The 23582-nt window shown below is 60.6% G+C and carries 19 protein-coding genes; 9 read left to right on the forward strand and 10 right to left on the reverse strand.

The genetic code is table 11. The features are described 5' to 3' along the window. Positions 1-25: 25 nt before the first annotated feature. From AAAB16_RS21955 to AAAB16_RS21990, 8 genes are all read right to left on the reverse strand, one after another. Positions 26-1648 carry a methyl-accepting chemotaxis protein gene (locus AAAB16_RS21955; RefSeq protein WP_340665249.1) on the reverse strand — a complete coding sequence of 541 codons (1623 nt, stop codon included), beginning with the start codon at positions 1646-1648 and terminating at the stop codon, positions 26-28. 194 nt (positions 1649-1842) lie between these two features. Continuing rightward, positions 1843-2622: an electron transfer flavoprotein subunit beta gene (locus AAAB16_RS21960; RefSeq protein ID WP_340665250.1), complete on the reverse strand. Its 780-nt coding sequence runs from the start codon at positions 2620-2622 to the stop codon at positions 1843-1845. Next, the gene (locus AAAB16_RS21965) at positions 2612-3835 is read right to left on the reverse strand and encodes an electron transfer flavoprotein subunit alpha/FixB family protein (RefSeq protein WP_340665251.1); all 1224 of its coding nucleotides are present in this window, start codon (positions 3833-3835) and stop codon (positions 2612-2614) included. Before AAAB16_RS21965 ends, AAAB16_RS21960 begins: the two co-directional genes overlap by 11 nt. A gap of 153 nt (positions 3836-3988) precedes the next feature. Beyond that, positions 3989-5938: a dimethylglycine demethylation protein DgcB gene (gene dgcB, locus AAAB16_RS21970; RefSeq protein WP_340665252.1), complete on the reverse strand. Its 1950-nt coding sequence runs from the start codon at positions 5936-5938 to the stop codon at positions 3989-3991. Positions 5939-6097: 159 nt separating this feature from the next. Further along, a complete protein-coding gene (gene dgcA, locus AAAB16_RS21975; protein ID WP_340665253.1) occupies positions 6098-8158 on the reverse strand; it encodes a dimethylglycine demethylation protein DgcA in 2061 nt (686 codons plus the stop codon). A gap of 57 nt (positions 8159-8215) precedes the next feature. Further along, positions 8216-8746, reverse strand: coding sequence for a DUF5943 domain-containing protein (locus tag AAAB16_RS21980; RefSeq protein ID WP_340665254.1), 531 nt, complete (start codon positions 8744-8746; stop codon positions 8216-8218). Between the two features lie 145 nt (positions 8747-8891). After that, positions 8892-9869, reverse strand: coding sequence for a dipeptidase (locus AAAB16_RS21985; protein WP_110615649.1), 978 nt, complete (start codon positions 9867-9869; stop codon positions 8892-8894). 440 nt (positions 9870-10309) lie between these two features. Further along, positions 10310-11302, reverse strand: a complete 993-nt coding sequence (locus AAAB16_RS21990; RefSeq protein ID WP_340665255.1) for a GlxA family transcriptional regulator — start codon at positions 11300-11302, stop codon at positions 10310-10312. Positions 11303-11526: 224 nt separating this feature from the next. On the opposite strand from AAAB16_RS21990, the gene choX reads away from it, so the two are divergent. From choX to AAAB16_RS22015, 5 genes are all read left to right on the forward strand, one after another. Continuing rightward, a complete protein-coding gene (gene choX / locus AAAB16_RS21995; protein ID WP_340665256.1) occupies positions 11527-12456 on the forward strand; it encodes a choline ABC transporter substrate-binding protein in 930 nt (309 codons plus the stop codon). Positions 12457-12544: 88 nt separating this feature from the next. Further along, on the forward strand, positions 12545-13432 hold the full coding sequence (locus AAAB16_RS22000; RefSeq protein ID WP_340665257.1) for a 3-keto-5-aminohexanoate cleavage protein: 888 nt from the start codon (positions 12545-12547) through the stop codon (positions 13430-13432). A 13-nt stretch (positions 13433-13445) separates the two neighbouring features. Next, positions 13446-14411, forward strand: a complete 966-nt coding sequence (locus AAAB16_RS22005; protein WP_340665258.1) for an L-carnitine dehydrogenase — start codon at positions 13446-13448, stop codon at positions 14409-14411. Between the two features lie 13 nt (positions 14412-14424). Beyond that, a complete protein-coding gene (locus AAAB16_RS22010) occupies positions 14425-14886 on the forward strand; it encodes a thioesterase family protein (RefSeq protein ID WP_340665265.1) in 462 nt (153 codons plus the stop codon). 498 nt (positions 14887-15384) lie between these two features. Continuing rightward, on the forward strand, positions 15385-15648 hold the full coding sequence (locus tag AAAB16_RS22015) for a hypothetical protein (RefSeq protein WP_340665259.1): 264 nt from the start codon (positions 15385-15387) through the stop codon (positions 15646-15648). 243 nt (positions 15649-15891) lie between these two features. Here the strand turns inward: AAAB16_RS22015 and AAAB16_RS22020 are convergent, their stop codons facing one another. Together AAAB16_RS22020 and AAAB16_RS22025 are read right to left on the reverse strand one after the other, a co-directional pair. After that, positions 15892-16995, reverse strand: a complete 1104-nt coding sequence (locus AAAB16_RS22020; RefSeq protein WP_108094928.1) for a GlxA family transcriptional regulator — start codon at positions 16993-16995, stop codon at positions 15892-15894. Positions 16996-17417: 422 nt separating this feature from the next. Then, positions 17418-18794 carry an L-serine ammonia-lyase gene (locus AAAB16_RS22025; protein WP_340665260.1) on the reverse strand — a complete coding sequence of 459 codons (1377 nt, stop codon included), beginning with the start codon at positions 18792-18794 and terminating at the stop codon, positions 17418-17420. A 390-nt stretch (positions 18795-19184) separates the two neighbouring features. On the opposite strand from AAAB16_RS22025, the gene AAAB16_RS22030 reads away from it, so the two are divergent. The 4 genes from AAAB16_RS22030 (at position 19185) to choV (ending at position 23510) form a co-directional block, all read left to right on the forward strand. Then, positions 19185-20129 carry a choline ABC transporter substrate-binding protein gene (locus tag AAAB16_RS22030; protein WP_340665261.1) on the forward strand — a complete coding sequence of 315 codons (945 nt, stop codon included), beginning with the start codon at positions 19185-19187 and terminating at the stop codon, positions 20127-20129. 302 nt (positions 20130-20431) lie between these two features. Then, the gene (locus AAAB16_RS22035; RefSeq protein ID WP_340665262.1) at positions 20432-21388 is read left to right on the forward strand and encodes a choline ABC transporter substrate-binding protein; all 957 of its coding nucleotides are present in this window, start codon (positions 20432-20434) and stop codon (positions 21386-21388) included. Between the two features lie 101 nt (positions 21389-21489). Next, complete coding sequence (gene choW, locus AAAB16_RS22040; protein ID WP_340665263.1) at positions 21490-22335, forward strand: choline ABC transporter permease subunit; 846 nt, start codon at positions 21490-21492, stop codon at positions 22333-22335. Continuing rightward, positions 22332-23510 carry a choline ABC transporter ATP-binding protein gene (choV, locus tag AAAB16_RS22045; protein ID WP_340665264.1) on the forward strand — a complete coding sequence of 393 codons (1179 nt, stop codon included), beginning with the start codon at positions 22332-22334 and terminating at the stop codon, positions 23508-23510. The genes choW and choV overlap by 4 nt, the downstream gene beginning before the upstream one ends. Positions 23511-23582: the final 72 nt, after the last annotated feature.

Below are 23582 nucleotides of genomic sequence, written 5' to 3' on the forward strand. Positions count from 1 at the left end.
GGTGAGGGCAAGCCTCAACGCCGATTCACACCTTGAACCGCGCCACCATCCCATTCAACCCCACCGCCAGGCGCGACAACTCGTGGCTGGCCGCCGCCGTCTGATTGGCCCCTGCCGATGACTGCAACGACAAATCGCGGATGTTGGTCAGGTTACGGTCAACTTCCCGCGCCACCTGCGCCTGCTCTTCCGAGGCACTGGCGATCACCAGGTTGCGTTCGTTGATTTCAGAAATCGCCAAGGCTATTTCATCTAACGCGGTGCCGGCCGCTTTGGCCACATCCAGGGTAGAGCGTGCACGTTGGTTGCTGGTCTGCATGGCGCTGACGGCTTCATCGGTGCCCTTGCGAATCCCCCCCACCATCTGTTCGATTTCCTGGGTCGATTGCTGCGTACGATGTGCCAGCGCCCGTACTTCATCGGCCACCACAGCAAAGCCACGGCCAGCTTCTCCGGCGCGTGCGGCCTCAATGGCTGCGTTCAAGGCCAGCAGGTTGGTTTGTTCGGCAATCGAGCGGATGACGTCGAGCACTTTGCTGATGTCGCGTACTTTCTCCGCCAGTTGTTCCACTTGATTGGCTGAACTGGTGACGTCTTCGGCCAGGTTGGTGATCGAGTTGACGGTCTGCTGCACCTGCTCGCGGCCACGCTGGGTGGTGCGGTCGGATTCGCGCGAGGCTTCGGAGGTGATCACGGCATTGCGCGCCACTTCTTCAACGGCGGTGGTCATTTCGTTTACCGCGGTCGCGGCCTGTTCGATTTCCCCATTCTGCTGATGCAGGCCACGCGTGGAATTTTCCGTGACGGCACTGAGTTCTTCCGAGGCCGAGGCCAATTGGTTGGACGAGTCGGCAATGCTCTGAATGGTGCTGCGCAAACTTTGCTGCATGGTTTTCAGCGCACTCATCAAACGCCCGGGCTCGTCAGTGCCGTCCACTTCAATGTTCTCGGTCAAGTCGCCCGAGGCCACCACCTGCGCCACGCCAACGGCGCGCAGCAGGGGCAAGACAATGCTGCGCGTCAGCAGCATGGCCAGCACCACGGTAATCACCGCCGCCACGACCATGGTCACCACCATACTGGTACGGGTCGAGTCGTATACATCTCTGGAGTGCTCGGTGGCGGCCTGCGCGCCCTGGGTGTTGATACCGGTCATGGTTGCCAGTTCTTTGGCCATGATCTCTGCATGCTGCACCATTGGGCCGTCAGCCAACTGCGTGGCCTCGTCAAACTGTTTAGCGGCGGTTAACTGCACCAGCTTTGCCTGTTCGCTAATGTAGCTTTGCAGCGCGCTGGCGAAGCGCTCATACGCCGCCCGCTCTTCAGGGCTGGAGATCAGTGCGCTATAGACCCGTTGGTCCTCGGCCAGCGACGTTCTCAGCTGCTCAATGCGTTGCGCATTGCTCGCCTGATCCTGGTCAGCACGATTAACGATTTGCCGCAGCGTAGAAAGGCGCAGTACGAGCGAGTCGTTGGCCATGCTGTCGAGGGCCAGAATGCTCGGCAACCAGTTACCGGAAACCTCTAGCGAGTCGTCGTGCAACTGCGACAGCTTTAGCAAAGAGAAGCTGCCAAGCAGTACAACCAACAGGGCCAGCAAGCCAAAACCCAGGCTGGCACGGGGAGCTATATTCAGTTTTCGTAACATGACTACCGTCCTTCTGAATGGTCCGGACGGCGCAGCCACTCCAGTACCGGGTTCAAGGGTGAGGGTTAACTCGCCTCACACTATCCCCGGCATTTCTTAGCCAATACTTAAGATAATGGCAAAAGGCCGCGCCCTGATCGGGAGCGGCCTCTGTAGCACTGCATGTAGATCTGCCTGGCAAGCAGGAAGACGGACTACCGCACCACACCCTCCTCCAACAGTAGCTTGAAGATTGCCTCGGCGCCGTCCTGCGCGCTAACGTCTTTAAGCACCTGCCCGCCGCCGCCAGCTGCCTTGGCGGTAGCCGCTTTCATACGTTCGGCACCGGTTTTCGCTTTGATCACTTTCAACCGCTTGGGCCGCGGCCGTGCCGGTTGCAATTGGGCGCTGGCGAGCAGGCTGTCGTCGACAACCTGCACATCCTCGGCGCGCAGTTGCCCGCGCCGCGCCGGGCCAAAGGCGCTTTGCCGCGCAGTAGGTGCGGCGTTGTCCACACTGGCCAGAAACGGCACGCGCACTTGCAGACGCCGCCGTTGCCCACGGGGCAAGGCTTGCAGCACCTGGGCCAGGCCGTTTTCAACCTTTTCCACTTCGGCCAAGCCCACCACCAACGGCCAGCCCAGTTGCTCGGCCAACAGGTACGGCAACATGCCAGAACCCTCTCCGGTTTCCGCCTGGCTGCCGCTGAGCACTATCTGCACCTCACTGCCGCGCAGGTAGTCGAGCAACACCGGCAGGGCGTCGGCGCCGGCAGGTTGTTCCAGCACGCTCAGTTCACTCAGGCCCATACCCAGGTAGGCGCGCAGCGCTTCTTCTTCGACGCTGCCGGCATGCACGACCTGTAGATTGTCGCCGGCCAGGCGCAGGCCCAATTCCACCGCGCGGGCATCTTGCTCGGCCCGCCGAGGGCGACCGGAGCTGGGGTGGCAGCCGATGGAAACCAGGCTGACGATAGTCAAGGGCTTAGGCTGCATCGCGATTGCCTCCAGCACGGTGTTGCGCCATGCGTTCGATCAGCGCAGCGAGAATCGCCGCCGAGTCGCCGATTACGGCGAGGTCGGCGCGTTTGATCATGTCGCAACCGGCATCCAGATTAACCGCCACCACCTTGTCACAGGCACCGATGCCTTGCAGGTGCTGGATGGCGCCGGAGATGCCCACCGCCAAATACACCCGAGCGGTCACCCAGGTACCGGTGGCGCCGACCTGGCGATTGCGCGCCATATGGCCGTCGTCCACCGCCACCCGCGAGGCGCCTTCAGTGGCGCCCAGGGCTTGGGCGGCGCGATGGAACAGGTCCCAGTCTTTAACCCCGTTACCGCCGGAGAGAATAAATTCGGCCTCGGCCATTGGCGTTGCCGCTGGGTCTACGGCTACTGCGCCCAGGTCTTCGATACGTGGCAGGCAACGGGCGACGTCGTTATCCAGGCTGACCGGCAGCACTTCATGACGGCTATCGCTAACCGGCTCGGCGCATTCACTGGCGGCCAGAATCAGGCGTGCCAATGGCCGTTGCAGGTCTTGCTGACCGGCACCAGCACGGCCGATGCAGTGCTCCTCGGTAACCTGCCAAACGCGGGTAGCCGGGCGCTCACCCAATTGCGCGGCCAAACGCCGGCCCAACTCACCGCCACCGGTGCGACTATCGGGCAGCAACCAATGGCGCGGGGCGAATTGCCGTTCGATGGCGGTTAGCGCTTGCACCTGTTGTTCAGGGGCGTAGCCGCTGTAGAGCGGGCTATCGAAATGCAGCAAGCGGTCGACGCCGGCGGTGTCGAAGGCGGCCTCTTTTACTTCGCCAAACACCACGGCCAGCACTGCGCCTGCGGCACCGGCCAGTTTATTGGCCAGGCCAAGCACGTCACGGTCGTGGGCGCTGAGGCGACCGCCGACCATATCCGGTACCACCACAATGTAGAAGCTAGGCGCGGCGACCACATGCAACGGCAACTGAATGGCCGCTGCCTGGGTGCTGCGCTTGGCTGTACCGCCTTGCTGGGCGCCGCTGCGGTCGATGCGTTTGATGCCGTTGGGGCCGATAAAGCCGACGGCATGGGGGTTCTTGCGGATGATGCCGTTGGGGCCCATCCAGCTGGTTTCGCTGCGCTGCATGGCCGCGTGCAACGGGTGCAGGCGGTTGCGAGCGATGTGCTCGGCGCGGGGGTCGCGGCGGATGATGTCAGACATGGGCAGGGCTCCGGGCAACGGGGGTGGCGAAGAGCGCCCTCTCCCCCAGCCCCTCTCCCGCAAGCGGGCGAGGGGAGTTATTGCGCGTACGATCAGTCCCCTCTGCCATTGGCAGAGGGCTAGGGTGAGGGGCCAGCAGGCAGCACATATCCATCATTCCACCTCCGCCACAGCACGTTTGGCCGGCGCCACAGCCGGCGCTTCCAGCAACACATCCGCGACCAATTCAGCGATATCTTTAATCTGCGGCCGTGGCTCCACCACCCCTTCCAGCATCGCTGTGCATTGCGGGCAACCCACAGCCACCAGCTCGGCGCCGGTCTCTTTGATATCGACCATGCGCATATCCGGAATCCGTTGTTTGCCCGGGATATCGGTAATCGGCGCACCGCCGCCACCGCCGCAGCAGCGCGAGCGGAAACCGGAGCGTTGCATTTCTTTCACTTCAATACCGAGGGCGCGCAGCACATCGCGCGGGGCTTCGTATTCGCCGTTGTAGCGGCCGAGGTAGCACGGGTCGTGATAAGTGACCGAGCCGCCTTTGTGTTGGCCCAGGCTTAGTTTGTTGGCGGCGATCAGTTCGGCGATATAGGTGCTGTGGTGCAGCACTTCATAGTTGCCGCCAAGGGCGCCATATTCGTTTTTCAGCACATGAAAACTGTGCGGGTCGCAGCTGACGATGCGCTTAAAGCTGTACTTGGCCAGGGTGGCGATATTGCGTTTGGCCAGGGTTTGAAAGGTCGCTTCATCACCCAAGCGCCGGGCCACGTCGCCGCTGTCGCGCTCTTCCAGACCGAGCACGGCGAAGTCGACGTTGGCCGCTTTCAGCACTTTTACAAAGGCGCGCAGGGTGCGTTGGTTGCGCATATCAAAGGCGCCGTCGCCCACCCAGAACAGCACGTCGGTTTGCTTTTTATCACTCAGCAAATCGAGGTTTAAATCCGCCGCCCAGTTCATCCGCCCACCGGGGTTAAAGCCGCCAGGGTTGTCGGTGGCGATCAGGTTATCCAGCACCTCGGCGCCCTTGTTTGGGGTGGCGCCTTTTTCCAGGGTCAGGTGGCGGCGCATATCGACGATGGCGTCAACGTGCTCGATCATCATCGGGCACTCTTCCACGCAGGCACGGCAGGTGGTGCACGACCACAAGGTTTCTGCGTCGACCAGAGCCTTGCCTTGCAAATTGACGATGGGCAGGTGCGGGCCGCCGGCGTGTTCGCCAATCGGCTTGCCGGGGTAAGGGCTGCCAGCAAACTTGGCATCGGTGCCGCCGGCCAGGCCGACGACCATATCTTGAATCAGCTTTTTCGGGTTCAGCGGTTGGCCGGCAGCAAAGGCCGGGCAAGCCGCCTCGCACTTGCCGCACTGCACGCAGGCGTCAAAGCCGAGCAGCTGGTTCCAGGTGAAATCGGTAGGCTTTTCCACGCCCAGCGGCGCATTGGGGTTGCTCAGGTCCAGGGCTTTCAACCCAGTAGAACGACCACCGCCAAAGCGCTCCGCGCGGCGGTGCCAGGCCAGGTGCAGGGCACCGGCAAAGGCGTGTTTCATCGGCCCGCCCCAGGTCATGCCGAAGAATAATTCGGACACACCCCAGGCCACGCCCACCGCCAGAATCACGGCCAGAATCCAACCGCCAAAGCCTTCGGGAAGAATCCCGGCAACCGGCAGCGTGGCAATAAAGAAGCTGGCAGAAAACATCAGCAAGCTTTTCGGTAAGCGCATCCACGGGCCTTTCGACAGCCGCGACGGCGGGTCGATACGGCGCTTGGCAACAAACAGCGCGCCAACAAACATCAGCGCACTGGCACCGAGCAAAGCAAAACCAAGAATGCGGTTATGCAGGCCAAAACCATGCACCAGCACGGCCAACACGGCAGCCAGCACAAAGCCGCCGGCCGTGGCCACGTGGGTGTTGGCGATGTATTTGTCGCGGGCCACCACGTGGTGCAAATCGACCATATAGCGCTTGGGCATGGCCAGCAGCCCGCCTAGCCAATCGACCTGCGCCGGGCGCCCACGGCGCCACATCAGAAAGCGTTTGCCCGCGCCAATCACGGCCAACAGCAGAGCAGCGAAGAGCAGGATGGGCAGAAGGGTGTTCAACATCATTGGTCTCCTTCGCGGGACCGGAAAACAGCACGATTCAGTCCCCTCGCCCCTTCGGGGAGAGGGCTAGGGTGAGGGGCAGCCGGCGACGCAGATCACCGAGCAAAAAGCGCCTCACCCCCAGCCCCTCTCCCGCACGCGGGAGAGGGGAGACAGGCATCAGAAGTCCTTACACAACCGCAACGCGTCGTAGATCGCCGCGTGGGTATTGCGCTGGGCTACGCAGTCGCCGATGCGGAACAGCAGGTAACCCTCGCCCGCCTCGCTCAAGCACGGTTGCGGCTTGATCGCGAACAACGCTTCCACATCAATCTGGCCCTTGTTGCGCGAGCCTTCTTTAAGCGCGTAGTAAAGGGTTTCGTCCGGCCGCACGCCGTTTTCCACCACCACCTGATCGACCACACGTTCTTCCTTGGCGCCGGTGTATTCGTTCTCCAGCACGGCAACCAACTTATCGCCTTCGCGGTAGACCTTCTCCAGCATCATGTCGCCGGTCATGATCACTTCTTTGGGGTACATGCTGCGGTAGTAGGTGGGGAACGAGGTGCCGCCCATGGCCACGCCTGGCTTGGTGTCGTCGGTAACGATCTCCACTTGCGAGCCTTTGTCGGCCATAAAGTCGGCCACCGACATACCGGTAAATTCGCAGATGGTGTCGTACACCAGCACGTTTTTCGCCGGCGCTACTTTGCCGTCGAGCACGTCCCAGCTACTGACCACCAGACCTTCAGCCGCGCCCCAATGTTCGTTTTGCTCAATAAACGGGTGACCGCCGTTGGCCAGCACAATCACGTCCGGGCGCAGGTCCTGGATGGTCGCCACATCGGCGCCGGTGCCCAGGCGCAAATCAACTTTCAGCCGTGCCAGTTCCAGCTGATACCAGCGGGTGATACCGGCAATCTGGTCGCGCTGCGGGGCTTTCGAGGCGGTGGTGATCTGCCCGCCCAATTGGTCTTTCTTCTCGAACATCGTCACGTCGTGGCCACGCTCGGCGGCGACGCGGGCGGCTTCCATCCCGGCTGGACCACCGCCAACGACCACCACCTTGCGCTTCACGCCGGCGGTTTTTTCGATGATATGCGGCACGCCCATGTATTCACGGGAGGTGGCAGCGTTCTGGATGCACAGCACGTCCAGCCCTTGGTACTGACGGTCGATGCAGTAGTTGGCGCCAACACACTGTTTGATCTGTTCGACCTGGCCCATTTTGATCTTGGCGATGAAATGCGGGTCGGCGATATGGGCGCTGGTCATGCCGACCATGTCGACATAGCCGCCGTCCAAAATACGCGTGGCCTGGTTCGGGTCTTTGATGTTTTGTGCGTGCAGCACGGGCACCTTGACCACTTCCTTGATGCCGGCCGCCAGGTGCAGGAATGGCTCCGGCGGGTAGCTCATGTTTGGAATCACGTTGGCCAGGGTGTTGTGGGTGTCGCACCCCGAACCCACCACGCCAACGAAATCGATCATGCCGGTGTCGTCGTAGTACTTGGCAATCTGCTTCATGTCTTCGTGGCTGAGACCGTCCGGGTGGAACTCGTCACCACAGATACGGATGCCGACACAGAAGTCCGGGCCGACTTCCTTACGAATAGCCTTGAGCACTTCCAGGCCGAATTTCATCCGCCCTTCAAAGCTGCCGCCCCACTCATCGGTACGTTTGTTAACGCGCGGGCTCCAGAACTGGTCAACCATATGCTGGTGCACGGCCGACAGCTCAACGCCATCCAGCCCGCCTTCTTTGGCACGGCGCGCGGCCTGGGCGTAGTTGCCGATCACCCGCCAGATCTCTTCCACTTCAATGGTTTTGCAGGTGGCGCGGTGCACCGGTTCACGGATACCCGACGGCGACATCAGGGTCGGCCAGTTAAAGCCGTCCCAACGCGAGCGGCGGCCCATGTGGGTAATTTGAATCATGATCTTGGCGCCATGCTTGTGCATGGCATCGGCCAAGTTCTGGAAGTGCGGAATGATGCGGTCGGTGGAGAGGTTGACCGAACTCCACCACTCTTGCGGGCTATCAATCGCCACCACCGAAGAACCACCGCAGATCGCCAGGCCGATACCGCCCTTGGCTTTCTCTTCGTAGTACTTGATATAGCGCTCAGTGGTCATGCCGCCGTCGGTGGCATACACCTCGGCGTGCGCAGTGCTGAGCACGCGGTTGCGGATGGTCAGTTTGCCAATTTGAATTGGCTGGAACATGGATTCAAAAGCCATTACGGCAACCTCACGGAAGGGCGACCTGATACACGGGTGGTTTCTTTTTTTGGTGGCTTACAACGGTTTAACGACAAACAATCCGTCGTCATGGCCTTCTTCCGAACCGCCATACACTTGCTCGGCGACGGTGCGCACGCTGCTGCCTTTGGCGGCGAGAATCTGGTCCATGGCGCCGGCAAACCAGCCGGTGAACATGTAGTCAACCTTGCGACCCACTTTGCCGTACACGTACACAAACGCCGAGTGCTCAAGCTTGACGCTGGCGGTGCCTTTATCCAGGTCGATGTCCTGGATCTTGAACAGGCCCCAGCCGCGTTGCGACAGGCGATTCATGTAGTGCTCGAACACCGCTACGCCCTCAAGGCCGTGGCATTCGGCTTCTTTCTCGCACCAGTGCCAGGCCGATTTATAGCCGGCCTTGTAGAGGATTTCGGCGTAGGCATCAGCGCCCAATACTTCTTCGATACCCATATGGTTGTTAACGAAAAAGTGCCGTGGCACATACAGCATCGGCAGCGCGTCGCTGGTCCAGACACCGGTTTCGCTGTCGACTTCGATGGGCAGTTGCGGGGCGATTTTGGCCATGGGTGGAGCTCCAGAAAATTCGTAAAGGTTTTTACCCTCACCCCAGCCCTCTCCCGAAACGGGAGAGGGAGCACACCGCGTGCGCTGGTCTCCCCTCTACCGCTTGCGGGAGAGGGGCCGGGGGTGAGGGCCGAAGGAAATGCGCTTACTCGCCCCAGACATCGGCAAGTACATTCACCCAGTTCTCCCCCATGATCTTGCGCACCACGCGTTCGCTATGGCCGCGCTTGAGCAGGGTTTCAGTGAGATTGGGGAATTCACCCACGGTGCGGATGCCCAGTGGGTTGATGATCTTGCCGAAGCTGGTGAGGCGGCGGGCGTAGCCCTTGTCGTGGGTCAGGTATTCAAAGAAGTCCTGGCCGTGACCTTGGGTAAAGTCGGTGCCAATGCCGATGGCGTCTTCGCCAACGATGTTCATCACGTACTCGATGGCTTCGGCGTAGTCGTCGATGGTCGAATCAATGCCCTTGGCCAGGAATGGCGCGAACATGGTCACGCCAACAAAACCGCCATGGTCGGCAATAAATTTGAGCTCTTCATCGGACTTGTTGCGCGGGTGCTCTTTAAGCCCGGACGGCAGGCAGTGGGAGTAGCACACCGGTTTTTTCGATTCGAGGATGACTTCTTCAGAAGTCTTGGAGCCAACGTGGGACAGGTCGCACATCACCCCCACGCGGTTCATCTCAGCGACGATCTCGCGACCAAAGCCCGACAGGCCGCCGTCGCGCTCATAGCAGCCGGTGCCCACCAGGTTCTGGGTGTTGTAGCACATCTGCACAATGCCCACGCCCAGCTGCTTGAAGATCTCCACGTAGCCAATCTGGTCTTCAAAGGCATGGGCATTCTGGAAGCCGAAGAGGATGCCGGTTTTGCCTTGTTCTTTGGCTTTGCGGATGTCGGCGGTGGTACGTACCGGAATCACCAGGTCGGCGTTTTCGCGCATCAGCTTCTGGCTGGCGGCAATGCTGTTGACCGTAGCCTGGAAGCCTTCCCATACCGAGACGGTGCAGTTGGCCATGGTCAGACCGCCTTTACGCATGTCTTCGAACAGCTCGCGGTTCCATTTAGCAATGATCAGACCGTCGATAACGATGCTGTCGGCGTGTAATTCGGCTGGGCTCATCAGGCTGTCCCCTCTATAGCGGCTTGCGCCGAATCGTTTGCCGGCGCTTTGGGTCAGCATATTCCTTGGGGGGGTGGCGCTATCGCGCAAAAACGACAGGGGAATTGTCGAAAGCGTCAAGAAGGGGGCGCCTGCGGGACGCAGGGCCGCTTTGCGTGGAACTCCTTCATTACCGCGGGTACTGAACGGTCGGTTTCGCGCCTTACGCGCGAGTCACTTTTCTCAGTCGTCGGAATGCCGAACCACATAAAAGTAACCAAAAGCGCTTGCCCCGACCTTGGCCCTACGCTGCGCTTCGGGTGCCCTCACTCCGTCATTGCTCCGGGGCGGGTAGATCAAGATCAAAGCGAGCACCAATCTATTCCCCTCTCCCGCTCGCGGGAGAGGGGCTAGGGGAGAGGGCAGGAATTTACTCGGTCTGACCCATCGCCCTAGATCATTTACCCCAGCGACGGCGCGATTGCTTTACGAGACCGTGCCGGTACGGGGTGGCGGTCTTCCCTCGGGCAGCACGCAAACCGCCCGCGGTAACACCGCGAAAAGTACGACTGCGATTCAAACCCGCAGGCCAGGCTCACTTCCAGCACGCTCATATCGGTTTGCCGCAGCAGTTGCCGGGCTTTGTCCAGGCGCAAGCCGAGGTAGAAGTTCGATGGCGTGTCGTTGAGGTAGAGGCGAAACAGCCGCTCCAACTGCCGCCGCGTGACTTGGATGCGTTCGGCCAGTTCCAGGGTGTCCAGCGGCGGTTCGGTGTGCCGCTCCATATCGCCGATCACCTGCACCAGCTTGCGGTTGCTGATGCCGTAGCGGGTGGCGATTTCCATGCGTTGGTGGTCTTGGCGCGGGCGAATTCGGCTAAGCACAAACTGTTCGGAAACCCTTATCGCCAGTTCGGGCCCATGGGCTTGGGCGATCAGGTCGAGCATCAGGTCAATGGAGGCGGTGCCGCCAGCCGAGGTGATACGCGAGCGGTCGATTTCGAATAGCTCGCCGGTGGCGTGCAGACGTGGGTAGCTTTCTTTAAAGGCGTCCAGCGCTTCCCAGTGCAAGGTCACGGTATGGCCGTCAAGCAAACCGGCTTCGGCCAGCACCACGGCACCAGTGTCGATACCGCCGAGGGTGACGCCTTCATTGTCGAGGCGTTTAAGCCAGCGCTGCAGGGCCGGCGTGTAGGCCTGTAACGGTTCAAAACCGGCCACCAGCAATAAGCGCGCGCCACGCGCAAGGGGCTCCAGGCCGCCATCAGCATTGATCGACATTCCATTGCTGGCCAACACCGGCCCGCCATCCAGGCTCATTACGTGCCAGCGGTACAGCTCGCCGCTAAAGCGGTTGGCCACGCGCAGCGGTTCCACGGCCGAGAGAAAGCCCATCATGGAAAAACCGGGGAGCAGCAAAAACCAGAAGTCTTCGCCGGGGGCACTTGCAGGCATGGCGCAGCTCGGCCGAGGGTATGCCTGTGACTTACTCCTCTACACCGCCCTTGGCAATGCAGCAGGTCGCTGCTGTACAAAAGCTGGTCGCTGCAGTGCGATTTTGCCGCCGCTGCGCTGGGTAATTTGGCCGACAGCTGGCAAGGCATCGTCAGCTCCACTCGACAACAAGCATTCCCGAGAGCCCTAGATGCTCCGAGGAATCAGCCACATGAGGAACACCGATGAAGACCGTACTCAGTTGCTGTTTGTTAATGCTCGCCAGCCAATGTGCCCTTGCCGCTGAACCCACTGAATGTAAAGCCGTGCGCTTAGGCGTGGTGAACTGGACCGACGTGATCGCCACCAGCGCCATGACCCAGGTGCTGCTCGATGGCCTGGGTTATGAAACCAAGCAAACCAGCGCCTCGCAGCAGATTATTTTTGCCGCCATCCGCGATAAACGTTTGGACCTGTTTCTGGGTTACTGGAACCCGATCATGACCCGCACTATCACCCCGTTTATCGAGGCCAAGCAGGTCAAAGTGCTGGATAAACCCAGCCTGGAAGATGCCCGCGCCACCCTCGCCGTTCCCACCTACCTGGCCGACAAGGGCCTGAAAAGTTTTGCCGATATCAGCAAGTTCGAGAAAGAGCTGGGCGGCAAAATCTATGGCATTGAGCCGGGCTCCGGGGCCAATACCCAGATCAAGGAAATGATCGCGAAAAACCAGTTTGGCCTGGGCAAGTTTCAGGTGGTGGAATCCAGCGAAGCCGGCATGCTCGCCGCCGTTAGCCGTGCGGTAAAGCGCAAAGAGGCCATCGTGTTCTTTGGCTGGGCGCCGCACCCGATGAACGTCAATCAGGACATGACCTACCTCACCGGCAGCCAGGACGCCCTAGGGCCGGACGAAGGCCGCGCCACAGTGTGGACCGTCACCGCGCCGGACTACGCCAGCCGCTGCCCGAATGTGGATAAGTTGCTCAACAACCTGACCTTCACCGCCGCCGACGAGAGCCGCATGATGCAACCCTTGCTCGACCACCAAGACCCGCTGGAGTCGGCGAAAAAATGGCTCAAGGAACACCCGCAAGACCAGCAGCGCTGGCTTGAAGGCGTGACCACCTTTGACGGCCGCCCGGCCGCGGAAAACCTGAAGCTCACCAGCAACTAAACACCGCTCAACGCCACCGCGCAGCGCCAGTTTCGGCTGCGCAATGGCTTGCCCTGCCTGCAATCTGCTCGACCAGAAAGGAAGTGCCATGAACCACGACGTCATCATTACCTGCGCCCTCACTGGCGCCGGCGACACCACCGGAAAAAGCCACTTGGTGCCCATTACCCCGAAACAAATCGCCGCCGCCGCCGTGGAAGCGGCCAAGGCCGGCGCCACCGTGGTGCATTGCCATGTCCGCGACCCGCAAACCGGCAAGTTCAGTCGCGACGTGGCGCTGTACCGCGAAGTGATGGAGCGCATCCGCGAGGCGGATGTGGACATCATCGTTAACCTCACCGCCGGCATGGGTGGCGATCTGGAAATCGGCCCTGGTGAAACACCCACCGACTTTGGCCCCAACACCGACCTGATCGGCCCCCTCGCCCGCCTCGCCCACGTTGAAGAACTGCTGCCGGAAATCTGCACCCTGGATTGCGGCACGCTTAATTTTGGCGATGGCGACACCATCTATGTCTCCACCCCGGCGCAGCTGCGTGCCGGTGCCAAGCGCATCACCGAGCTTGGGGTAAAAGCCGAGCTGGAAATTTTCGACACCGGCCACCTGTGGTTTGCCAAGCAGATGATTAAAGAAGGCCTGCTGCACGACCCGCTGTTCCAGCTGTGCCTGGGCATTCCCTGGGGCGCGCCGGCCGACACCACCACCATGAAAGCCATGGTCGACAACCTGCCTGCCGACTGCACCTGGGCCGGCTTTGGCATTGGCCGCATGCAGATGCCGATGGCAGCGCAAGCGGTGCTGCTCGGCGGCAATGTGCGGGTCGGCCTGGAAGACAACCTCTGGTTGGACAAAGGCGTGCTGGCCAGCAATGGCGCACTGGTGGAGCGCGTCAGCGAAATTCTTAGCCGCCTTGGCGCGCGCATCCTGACCCCGGCCGAGGGCCGGGCCAAAATGAACCTGAGCCGTCGCGGCTAACGCTGGAGCCTGTATGACTTTTATTACCTCGATCAACACCTTCGCCGCCCTCGGTAGCGGCGTGATCGGCAGCGGCTGGGTAGCCCGCGCCCTCGCCCATGGCCTGGACGTGGTGGCCTGGGACCCGGCACCGGGCGCCGAAGCCGCCCTGCGCCAACGCGTGGCCAATGCCTGGCCGGCGCTGGAACAACAGGGCCTGGCGCCCGGTGCCGCGCTTGAGCGGTTGCGCGTTGTCGACAGCATCGAAGCCTGTGTACGCGACGCCGACTTTATTCAGGAAAGCGCGCCGGAACGGCTCGACCTGAAACTTAGCCTGCACGCGAAAATCAGCGCAGCAGCCAAGCCCAATGCCTTGATCGCCTCGTCCACCTCCGGCCTATTGCCCAGCGAGTTCTACGCCGACGCTCAGCACCCGCAACGGTGCGTGGTGGGTCATCCGTTTAACCCGGTGTATCTGCTGCCCTTGGTGGAAGTGGTCGGTGGGGTGAACACGGCGCCTGAAGCGGTGCAGGCGGCGATTGCGGTGTATCAGTCACTTGGCATGCGCCCACTGCATGTGCGCAAAGAAGTACCCGGCTTTATCGCCGACCGCCTGCTGGAAGCCTTGTGGCGTGAAGCGCTGCACCTGGTTAACGACGGCGTCGCGACTACGGGCGAGATTGATGACGCCATCCGTTTTGGCGCCGGGCTGCGTTGGTCGTTTATGGGTACCTTCCTGACCTACACCCTGGCCGGCGGCGATGCAGGCATGCGTCACTTTATGGCCCAGTTTGGCCCGGCCTTACAGTTGCCTTGGACCTACTTGCCAGCGCCGGAACTGACCGAAAAACTGATCGACGACGTGGTGGCCGGCACCAGCGCACAACAAGGCGAACGCTCCATCGCCCAACTGGAACGCTACCGCGACGACTGCCTGATGGCCGTACTGGACGCCGTCAAAGCCACTAAAGCCAAACACGGCTTTGCCTTTGCCGACTGAGGAGCGCGTCATGCTGCCTGTTATCTACAGCACCCAGGTCAGCGCCGACTGGGTCGACTACAACGGCCACCTGCGCGACGCGTTTTACCTGCTGATCTTCAGCCTGGCGGTGGATGCGCTAATGGACAAAATCGGCCTCGACAGCAACGCCCGTGGAGCCAGCGGCCACTCGTTGTTTACTCTGGAAGCGCATATCAACTACCTGCACGAAGTAAAGGTGGACGAGGCGGTGGAAGTGCGCGTGCAGGTGCTAGGGCACGACCGGAAACGCCTGCACCTGTACCTGAGCCTGCACCGCGAAGGCAGCGACGAAGCGGTGGCCGTCAGCGAACAAATGCTCCTGCATGTCGACCTGGCCGGGCCGCGCTCAGCGCCCTTTAGCGCCACCAGCCAGGCCAGGATTGAAGGGCTGGTAGTTGCCCAAGGTGAGCTGGCAAAACCCGACTACGCCGGCCGGCAAATCGCCCTGCCGTAGGGGGCACGCCCCTGCAAAGGTCAACAGCCCCTCTCCCCTAGCCCCTCTCCCGCAAGCGGGCGAGGGGAACAGATCGGCGCTGCTCCCGACGGCTCGGTCGGCCCCCTCTCTCGCTTGCGGGAGAGGGCTGGGGAGAGGGGCTGTTGATCTAGATCTGGCCGCCTAACTACTAGCAAACCTCGCCACGCACTCCGCTCAAGAAGCCCACTTTCCAACAGGCAAAAAAAAGGCCCCCGAAAGCCGACACTTGGGGGCCAAAAATGCTTCTAACAGGGAGAGTCAACGCTGAACCGACCACTCCCGCCGGGTGACCAAACCTGACGGAACAGCCAACGCCTGCCATTGAAGGCCGACACTCTGGCGGCCATTGTGCCGATTGCGAACGACCGATAATTGCTTGAAAACGACCTGCTCATGCATATAACAGCCATGGCGCTTGTAGGCCGGGCTGGTGCTCACCAGAATCGAACCACCCTCCCCCGTACAAGGACCACGGCCATGATGCACGCTGACCTGATTGACCAGGACGACCTGCGCGAACGCCTGCAAACCCTGGGCTTTGCCGTGCCACCTGGCGCCACCCCGGAACAAGCCTGCGAGCACGCCGTGCTCGGCCTCGACGCACCGCGCGCCCTGGCCTTACGCAAGTTGGTGGAACAGATGTTGGTAAGCGGCGCGGTGATGCTACCGGCCGTACGCGAAGCCATTTCGCGGCAATTGCTGCCGGCGCTGGCGCAGTACAAAGAGAGTCATGGCGGCTAAAAAATCCCCGGCAATGACCGGGGATTTTTTCGTAGGGTGTGCTGCGCGCACCGTGCGCGATCTCATGGGGGCTCGCTGAGCCTCAACGCCTTTGCTCGTTTTGCTTGATGCGATTAGAGAACGAGCGAGCTAGAGCAGGGCAAGGCGAAAGCGGTTTTTGAAGCGAAGTTGGCTGTAGCCAATGAGCATTCAAAAATCGCTTTCAACGCCGCCCTGCCGACGCGCAGCCGATCGGCCAGGTAATCACAAGCGCACGCTGGCGAACGTCGACTCACTGCGCGCCTGACTCAACGCCGACATCGCCCCCGGCGTAGACGCCAAAACCAAGGCCTGCGGAATCGGCATCAGCGCTACTTGCTGGGCGGTGTTGGAACCCATGCGTTCGTCACGCGGTGGAATGCCGAAGTATTCGCGGTAGCACTTGGAGAAGTGCGGCGTGGATACAAACCCGCACACCGAGGCCACTTCGATAATCGACATCGGCGTTTGTTTAAGCAGTTGCCGCGCCCGCACCAACCGCAGTTTCAGGTAGTAGCGCGATGGCGAGCAGTGCAGGTATTTCTGGAACAACCGCTCCAGCTGACGACGGGAGACGTTGACGTATACCGCCAACTCGTCGAGGTCGATGGGCTCTTCCAGGTTGGCTTCCATCAGCACCACAATTTCTTGCAGCTTGGGCTGGTTGGTGCCGAGCATATGTTTGAGCGGTACGCGCTGGTGGTCTTGTTCGTTACGAATGCGCTCATACACGAACATTTCCGAAATCGCCGCCGACAGCTCGCGGCCATGCTCGCGGGAGATGACGTGCAGCATCATGTCCAGGGGCGCGGTGCCGCCGGAGCTGGTGAAGCGGTTGCGGTCGAGGGTAAACAGGCGGGTGCTCATGACCACGCGCGGGAAAGCTTCCTGCATCGCCGCCAAGCATTCCCAGTGCACGCTGCAATCAAAACCATCGAGCAAACCCGCGCAGGCCAAGGCCCAGCTGCCGGTGCACACGGCACCCAGTTTGCGCGACTGACGCGCCTGGGTTTGCAGCCACAAGACGTGTTCGCGGGTAACACTGCGTTGAATGCCAATGCCACCGCAGACAATCACCATATCCAGGGCCGGCGCTTTGGCGGCGGCACAGTCCGGGGTGATTTGCAGGCCATCGCTGGCCCATACCTGGTTGCCGTCCAGGGTCATGGTGGTCCAGCGGTAGAGCTCGCGGCCAGACAGCTGGTTGGCCATACGCAGCGGCTCTACAGCCGATGCCAGGGAAATCAGAGTGAAATTATCCAGCAGCAAAAAGCCGATGGATTGCGGAGCACGGTTCTGGGGTTGAGCCCCTTGGTTGAACGGCGACATCACGGTATCTCCTCACACAACGCAGGTATGGCCTCAGGCGAGGCTCTTTATTTTTATGGCCTGGGCGCGACCGCACCGCTGGCTATGCAAGGCATAACGCAAGCACCATGCCTAAATTGAACGAACATTCAAAAAAAACCAAAAACGACGTCGCACAGGCTCTAAATCGCCAGTGCTTATAAGGTCAGAACGAGTGTGCCAAAGCGCGGAGCAGCGCGTGACTGAGCAGTTTCGTAGCACTTTGCCTAAGGCTGTTTACGCGCTTTCCGAAACTGTCACTGCTGGCACAACAATGGCCGCCGAGCGGCCGCGCTGGGGGCTTCGGAGTGTCTTCGCGTCGCGCCAAAAGATGGCGCGAAACCCAGCCAACGATCAAAAAGTGTGCAGACCGCGAACTCCACGATCCGTAGGGTGCGAACGTCTCAGCATTCAATCGCGCTAACGGCCAAGCCACCGCGCGAGGTTTCTTTGTATTTGTCGTGCATATCGGCGCCGGTGTCGCGCATGGTGCGAATCACCCGGTCCAGGGAAATAAAGTGTTCACCGTCGCCACGCAGGGCCATTTGCGCGGCGTTGATGGCTTTCACGGCAGCAATGGCGTTGCGTTCGATGCACGGCACCTGCACCAGGCCGCCGACCGGATCGCAGGTCAGGCCGAGGTTATGCTCCAGGCCAATTTCGGCGGCGTTTTCCAGTTGCCCTGGGGTCGCGCCAAGAATCTCCGCCAAGCCGGCCGCAGCCATGGCGCAGGCCGAACCCACCTCGCCTTGGCAACCCACTTCGGCGCCAGAAATCGACGCGTTCTTTTTGCACAAAATGCCGATGGCGGCAGCGGCAAGAAAGTAGTCGCACACATCGGCTTCGGTTACCGCTGGGCTAAAGCGCACGTAGTAGTGCAACACCGCGGGAATAATGCCGGCCGCGCCATTGGTGGGCGCGGTGACCATGCGCCCGCCAGCGGCGTTTTCTTCGTTGACCGCCAGGGCGAATAAATTCACCCATTCCATACCGCTCAGGGTCGAGCCAATCACATTGGGTTTACCCATCTCTTGCAGGCTGCGGTGCAGCTTGGCGGCGCGACGCTTTACGTTGAGCCCGCCAGGCAAAATACCTTCGTGCTTAAGGCCGTTGTCCACGCAGTCGCGCATGGCTTTCCAAAGGCCCATCAGGCCTTGGCGAATCTCGGCTTCGCTGCGCCAGGCGCGTTCGTTGGCCATCATCAGTTCCGACACCCGCAGGCCATGCTGCTTACATAGCTGCAAGAGCTCTTCGGCGCTGGAGAAGTCGTAGGGCAGCTCGGTGTGGTCTTGGTCGAGTACGCCACTGGCGGCCTGTTCGGCATCGACGACAAAACCGCCGCCGACCGAATAGTAGGTATCGCGGTGCAACTCACCGCCCTCGCCGTCCACAATCAGGGTCATGGCGTTGGGGTGATAGGGCAGGTTTTCGTCCAGCAGGAGCATGTCGCGCTGCCAATCGAACGGCACTTCGAAGTGACCATCTAGGAGCAGGCAGCGGCTCTCGTGCAGGGCGGCAATACGCGGGGCAATGTCGGCTGGATCAATGGCGTCCGGCCAGTCGCCCATCAGGCCCATGATCACTGCGCTGTCGCTGCCATGGCCAATGCCGGTGGCGGACAACGAGCCATATAGGCGCACTTCCACCCGCCGCACGTGTTGCAGCTGTTCGCGCTCGCGCAGCCCTTGCACAAACAGCGCGGCGGCACGCATGGGGCCGACGGTGTGGGAGCTGGACGGTCCGATACCGATCTTGAACAAGTCGAAAACGCTGATGGCCATGGTGTGTCCTCAAAGCGGTGCAGGCGGGGCGAACTCCCGCAGATGCGCGGATCATCCGGCTTTTACCCAGGGCGACGGGGTCCCACACCGACTTGGTCATGCCCACTAACGTCGCGCAATTTTTGCTGCGCCAACCGGCGATTGCAGCCTTGCGCTGAATACGACGTCGGCAATGCAAATCACGACCTGCGCCGTGGTAGCGGTCACACGGCGCGCGCATATTCGCAACGCCCGGCACGCTTCCTGCGAGTGTATGGCCTTGCCTATCGGCAACCCTGAGCTCCAACGCTGATCGCTGTGTGACCGGCAATCTCCTGGTTCCCCACCGCGGTGGGAATGACGGAGGTATGGAGTGAAATACCCGTCATCCAGCCAAGGAACGCGCAACCCATGAAACTAGTGACCTCTGTTTGCCTGGCCCTGAGCCTGACAACGCCCGTATTGGCCACCGCAGCAGAGCCTGAGAGCTGCAAGCTGGTGCGCTTTGCCGATGTGGGTTGGACCGATATCACCGTCACCACCGCCGTCACCCGCTACCTGCTCGGCTCGCTCGGCTACACCACCAACGGCAAACGTTTGTCGGTGCCCGACACCTTTAAAAACCTCGACACCAAACAGATCGACGTGTTTCTCGGCAACTGGATGCCGGCGCAGGAACACGAGGTCAAACCGTTTCTCGATGCTGGCAGTATCGAGAGCGTGAAAGCCAACTTGCACGGCGCCAAATACACCTTGGCTGTGCCGGACTATGTGTACGACGGCGGCCTGAAAAGCTTTGCCGACCTAGGCAAATACGCCCAGCAGTTGGACAACAAAATCTACGGCATCGAGCCCGGCAACGATGGCAACGCGCTGATTCAGAAAATGATCAAGGCCAATACCTTCGGCACCGGCAAGTTCGAGGTGGTGGAAAGCAGCGAACAAAAGATGCTGGCCAGCGTGACCCGCGCCGCGCACTTGCAGCAGTGGATTGTGTTCCTCGGTTGGGAACCGCACCCGATGAACAACCACCTGAAAATGAAGTACCTGGACGGCGGTGATGAGTTCTTCGGCCCCGATTACGGCGGCGCCACCGTGTACACCCTGACGCGCAAAAACTACAGCAAGGAATGCGCGAACGTCGGCACCTTGCTGAGCAATCTGGAATTCAGCCTGGCGATGGAAAACGAGCTGATGGACCAGGTTATCAACCAGACCGCCAACCCGCGCCAGTCGGCCAAAGACTGGCTGGCAGCCAACCCTGAAGTGCTGGACAAATGGCTGCGCGGCGTCACCACCCGCGATGGCAAACCGGCCCTGGCGGTAGTGCGCGAAAAGCTTGAGCTGGCACCCTGAGCAACCCGTAACGCAGGCAAAACCTACGCGCTGTTCTGCACTAAAACGGCCCCCACGGGGGCCAAAAGGTTGTAAACGACCTGATTAATGCTGGATACGACGCGCTCTGCACTGGTTGCGACGCACCCTGTAGGCGTTTGAATTGTCCTGCTACATGATCGGTCTCGACACGACCGCTACGCTCTTTACCGGCAGCACTGCACAGCGCGCTTAACCGGGGCTTAACCGCTAAGGGCGATACAAAAAGCGGCAACTCACATCAGCACTGCACTGCCAAAACAAAATCATAAGGAGTCAGTCCCATGAAAGTGTTTACCCCCTTGCTGTTGGTCGCGTCGCTCGGCCTTCCGTTGCTGGGTCTTGCGTCGCTAGCCAATGCGGCCGAACCGGCTTCTTGCAGCACCGTGCGTTTTTCCGATGTGGGCTGGACCGACATCACCGTCACCACGGCGGTGACCAGTGAAGTGCTGGAGTCGCTGGGTTACAAAACCAAGACCACCATGATTTCCGTGCCGGTGACTTACAAATCCCTGGCCGCTGGCAAAGACCTTGATGTGTTCCTCGGCAACTGGATGCCGACCATGGAGAACGACATCAAGGCCTACCGCGATGCCGGCACCGTGGAAACCGTGCGCGCCAACCTCGAAGGCGCCAAGTACACCCTCGCCGTCCCCGACTACGCCTACGAGGCCGGGCTGAAAGATTTCTCCGATATCGCCAAGTTCAAAGACAAGCTCGACGGCAAGATCTACGGCATTGAGCCGGGTAACGACGGCAACCGTCTGATCCAGAGCATGATCGACAAAGACGCCTTTGGCCTGAAGGGCTTCAAGGTGGTTGAGTCCAGCGAAGCGGCAATGCTCTCGCAGCTGAAACGCTCCAGCCGCAAAAACGAATTCATGGTGTTCCTGGGCTGGGAACCGCACCCAATGAACACCCGCAACAAAATGAAGTACCTCACCGGTGGCGACGAATACTTCGGCCCCAACTTCGGCCAGGCCACCGTGCTGACCAACGTGCGCAAAGGCTATGTGCAGGAATGCAGCAACGTCGGCAAGTTGTTGACCAACCTCTCCTTCACCCTGGAGATGGAAAACAACCTGATGGACGCCGTACTCAACGAAAACCAAAAACCGCGTGATGCCGCCAAGGCTTGGCTCAAAGCCAACCCCCAGGTACTCGACGCCTGGCTGGCCGGCGTAACCAGCATCGATGGCAAACCTGCCGTAGACGTCGCCAAGGCCGCGTTCGCTAAGTAACTCGTTAAGCAAAGACGTAAGCAGTAACCGGGCGCACGCACTAAACGTGCTGCGCGCCCGGCCGGCTGTATCCATCCCCCCGCATGTGGACATTCACTACCATGCCGACTTTTGAAAAACTCCCCCTGGGCGAAAAGATCGCCGAGTTCGTCGAGTGGCTGACCCAGCATGGCGCTGCGTATTTCGACGCCATCGCTTCCGCCCTTGAATTTATGATTCACGGGGTGACCAGTGGCCTGACCTTTTTCAATCCGCTGGTATTGATTGGCCTGTTCGGTTTGCTCACTCACCTGATCCAACGCAAATGGGGCCTGACCCTCTTCTGTGTGTTGTCGTTTCTGCTGATCCTTAACCTGGGCTACTGGCAAGAAACCATGGAAACCCTGGCGCAGGTGCTGTTCGCTACGTTTATCTGCGTACTGATTGGCGTGCCGCTGGGCATCATGGCCGCGCACCGCCCGCACTTTTACACGGTGATGCAGCCGATCCTCGATCTGATGCAAACCGTACCGACCTTTGTGTACCTGATTCCTACCCTGACGCTGTTCGGCCTGGGCGTGGTGCCGGGGCTGATCTCCACCGTGGTGTTTGCTGTGGCCGCGCCGATTCGCCTGACCTACCTCGGCATTCGCGACGTGCCCAATGAACTGATGGACGCCGGCAAAGCCTTTGGCTGCTCGCGTCGCCAACTGCTCACCCGTATCGAACTGCCGTACGCCATGCCAAGCATCGCCGCCGGTATCACCCAATGCATCATGCTGTCGCTGTCGATGGTGGTAATCGCCGCTCTGGTCGGCGCTGATGGCCTGGGCAAGCCGGTGGTCAATGCACTCAACACTGCCGATATCGCACTCGGTTTCGAAGCCGGCCTGGCCATTGTGCTGCTGGCAATCATCCTCGACCGGGTATGCAAACAGCCCGACGCAAAAGTGAGGGTTGAACAATGAGCATGATTCGTTTCGAAGACGTCGACGTCATCTTCTCCAAGCAGCCCAAGGAAGCCTTGGCGCTCTTGGACCAAGGCCTGACCCGCGACCAGATCTTGAAAAAAACCGGCCTGGTGGTCGGTGTGGAAAAAGCCAGCCTGGATGTGGAACGCGGTGAAATCTGCGTAATGATGGGCCTGTCCGGCTCGGGAAAATCCAGCCTGCTGCGCTGCATCAACGGCCTCAACACCGTAAGCCGTGGCCGCCTGCTGATTGAGCACGAAGGCAAGGAAGTGGACATTGCCAACTGCTCACCGGCAACGCTCAAGGCCATGCGCACCAAACGTATTGCCATGGTGTTCCAGAAATTCGCCCTGATGCCTTGGCTGACCGTGCGCGAGAACATCAGCTTTGGCCTGGAAATGCAGGGCCGCCCCGCAGCCGAACGCAACAAACTGGTCAATGACAAGCTGGAACTGGTGGGCCTCACCCAGTGGCGCAACAAGCGTCCGGACGAGCTCTCCGGCGGTATGCAGCAGCGCGTGGGCCTGGCCCGCGCCCTAGCCATGGACGCCGATATTCTGCTGATGGACGAACCGTTTTCGGCACTCGACCCATTGATTCGCCAAGGCCTGCAAGACGAGCTGCTGGAGCTGCAAAGCAAACTAAGCAAAACCATCGTGTTTGTTAGCCACGACCTTGATGAGGCGCTGAAGCTGGGCAGCCGTATCGCCATCATGAAGGACGGCCGCATCATCCAATACAGCAAGCCGGAAGAAATCGTGCTGAACCCGGCCGATGAGTACGTACGCACCTTTGTCGCCCACACCAACCCCCTCAATGTGTTGTGTGGTCGTAGCCTGATGCGCACGCTGGACAAGTGCACACGGGTCAACGGCGAAGTGTGCCTGGACCCAGGCAACGACTCCTGGCTGGGGCTGGCCGAAGGCAATATGTATAAAGGCGCGCGCCAAGGCGCCGATGCCATCACCCTGCAGAACTGGGCACCGGGCGACGCGGTAGAAGGCCTGACCCGTCGCCCAACCCTGGTGGACTCCAATATCGGCATGCGCGATGCACTGCAAATTCGTTATCAGACGGGGCACAAGTTAGTGCTGCACGATGAAAATCGGGTGGTCGGTGTGCTGGGTGATACCGAGTTGTATCACGCGCTGCTGGGCAAAAACCTCGGCTGACTTTTTGCGCTGACACGGTATTTGCGTATGCCTGGCGATTCTGGATCCCCGCCTACGCGGGGATGACGGAGG

This window comes from Pseudomonas sp., from assembly GCF_037994325.1.
In the GTDB taxonomy this organism is placed as follows: domain Bacteria; phylum Pseudomonadota; class Gammaproteobacteria; order Pseudomonadales; family Pseudomonadaceae; genus Aquipseudomonas.

Bases quoted from the DNA above. Each gene is read 5' to 3' on its own strand.
- AAAB16_RS22030 (WP_340665261.1), top strand. From the start codon at position 19,185: ATGAAACTAGTGACCTCTGTTTGCCTGGCCCTGAGCCTGACAACGCCC.
- AAAB16_RS21960 (WP_340665250.1), bottom strand. From the start codon at position 2,622: ATGCAGCCTAAGCCCTTGACTATCGTCAGCCTGGTTTCCATCGGCTGC.
- dgcA (WP_340665253.1), bottom strand. From the start codon at position 8,158: ATGGCTTTTGAATCCATGTTCCAGCCAATTCAAATTGGCAAACTGACC.
- AAAB16_RS22035 (WP_340665262.1), top strand. From the start codon at position 20,432: ATGAAAGTGTTTACCCCCTTGCTGTTGGTCGCGTCGCTCGGCCTTCCG.
- choW (WP_340665263.1), top strand. From the start codon at position 21,490: ATGCCGACTTTTGAAAAACTCCCCCTGGGCGAAAAGATCGCCGAGTTC.
- AAAB16_RS22020 (WP_108094928.1), bottom strand. From the start codon at position 16,995: ATGTCGCCGTTCAACCAAGGGGCTCAACCCCAGAACCGTGCTCCGCAA.
- AAAB16_RS22000 (WP_340665257.1), top strand. From the start codon at position 12,545: ATGAACCACGACGTCATCATTACCTGCGCCCTCACTGGCGCCGGCGAC.
- AAAB16_RS21955 (WP_340665249.1), bottom strand. From the start codon at position 1,648: ATGTTACGAAAACTGAATATAGCTCCCCGTGCCAGCCTGGGTTTTGGC.
- AAAB16_RS21980 (WP_340665254.1), bottom strand. From the start codon at position 8,746: ATGGCCAAAATCGCCCCGCAACTGCCCATCGAAGTCGACAGCGAAACC.
- AAAB16_RS22025 (WP_340665260.1), bottom strand. From the start codon at position 18,794: ATGGCCATCAGCGTTTTCGACTTGTTCAAGATCGGTATCGGACCGTCC.
- choV (WP_340665264.1), top strand. From the start codon at position 22,332: ATGAGCATGATTCGTTTCGAAGACGTCGACGTCATCTTCTCCAAGCAG.
- AAAB16_RS21990 (WP_340665255.1), bottom strand. From the start codon at position 11,302: ATGCCTGCAAGTGCCCCCGGCGAAGACTTCTGGTTTTTGCTGCTCCCC.
- AAAB16_RS21965 (WP_340665251.1), bottom strand. From the start codon at position 3,835: ATGTCTGACATCATCCGCCGCGACCCCCGCGCCGAGCACATCGCTCGC.
- AAAB16_RS22015 (WP_340665259.1), top strand. From the start codon at position 15,385: ATGATGCACGCTGACCTGATTGACCAGGACGACCTGCGCGAACGCCTG.
- AAAB16_RS22005 (WP_340665258.1), top strand. From the start codon at position 13,446: ATGACTTTTATTACCTCGATCAACACCTTCGCCGCCCTCGGTAGCGGC.
- choX (WP_340665256.1), top strand. From the start codon at position 11,527: ATGAAGACCGTACTCAGTTGCTGTTTGTTAATGCTCGCCAGCCAATGT.
- dgcB (WP_340665252.1), bottom strand. From the start codon at position 5,938: ATGTTGAACACCCTTCTGCCCATCCTGCTCTTCGCTGCTCTGCTGTTG.
- AAAB16_RS21985 (WP_110615649.1), bottom strand. From the start codon at position 9,869: ATGAGCCCAGCCGAATTACACGCCGACAGCATCGTTATCGACGGTCTG.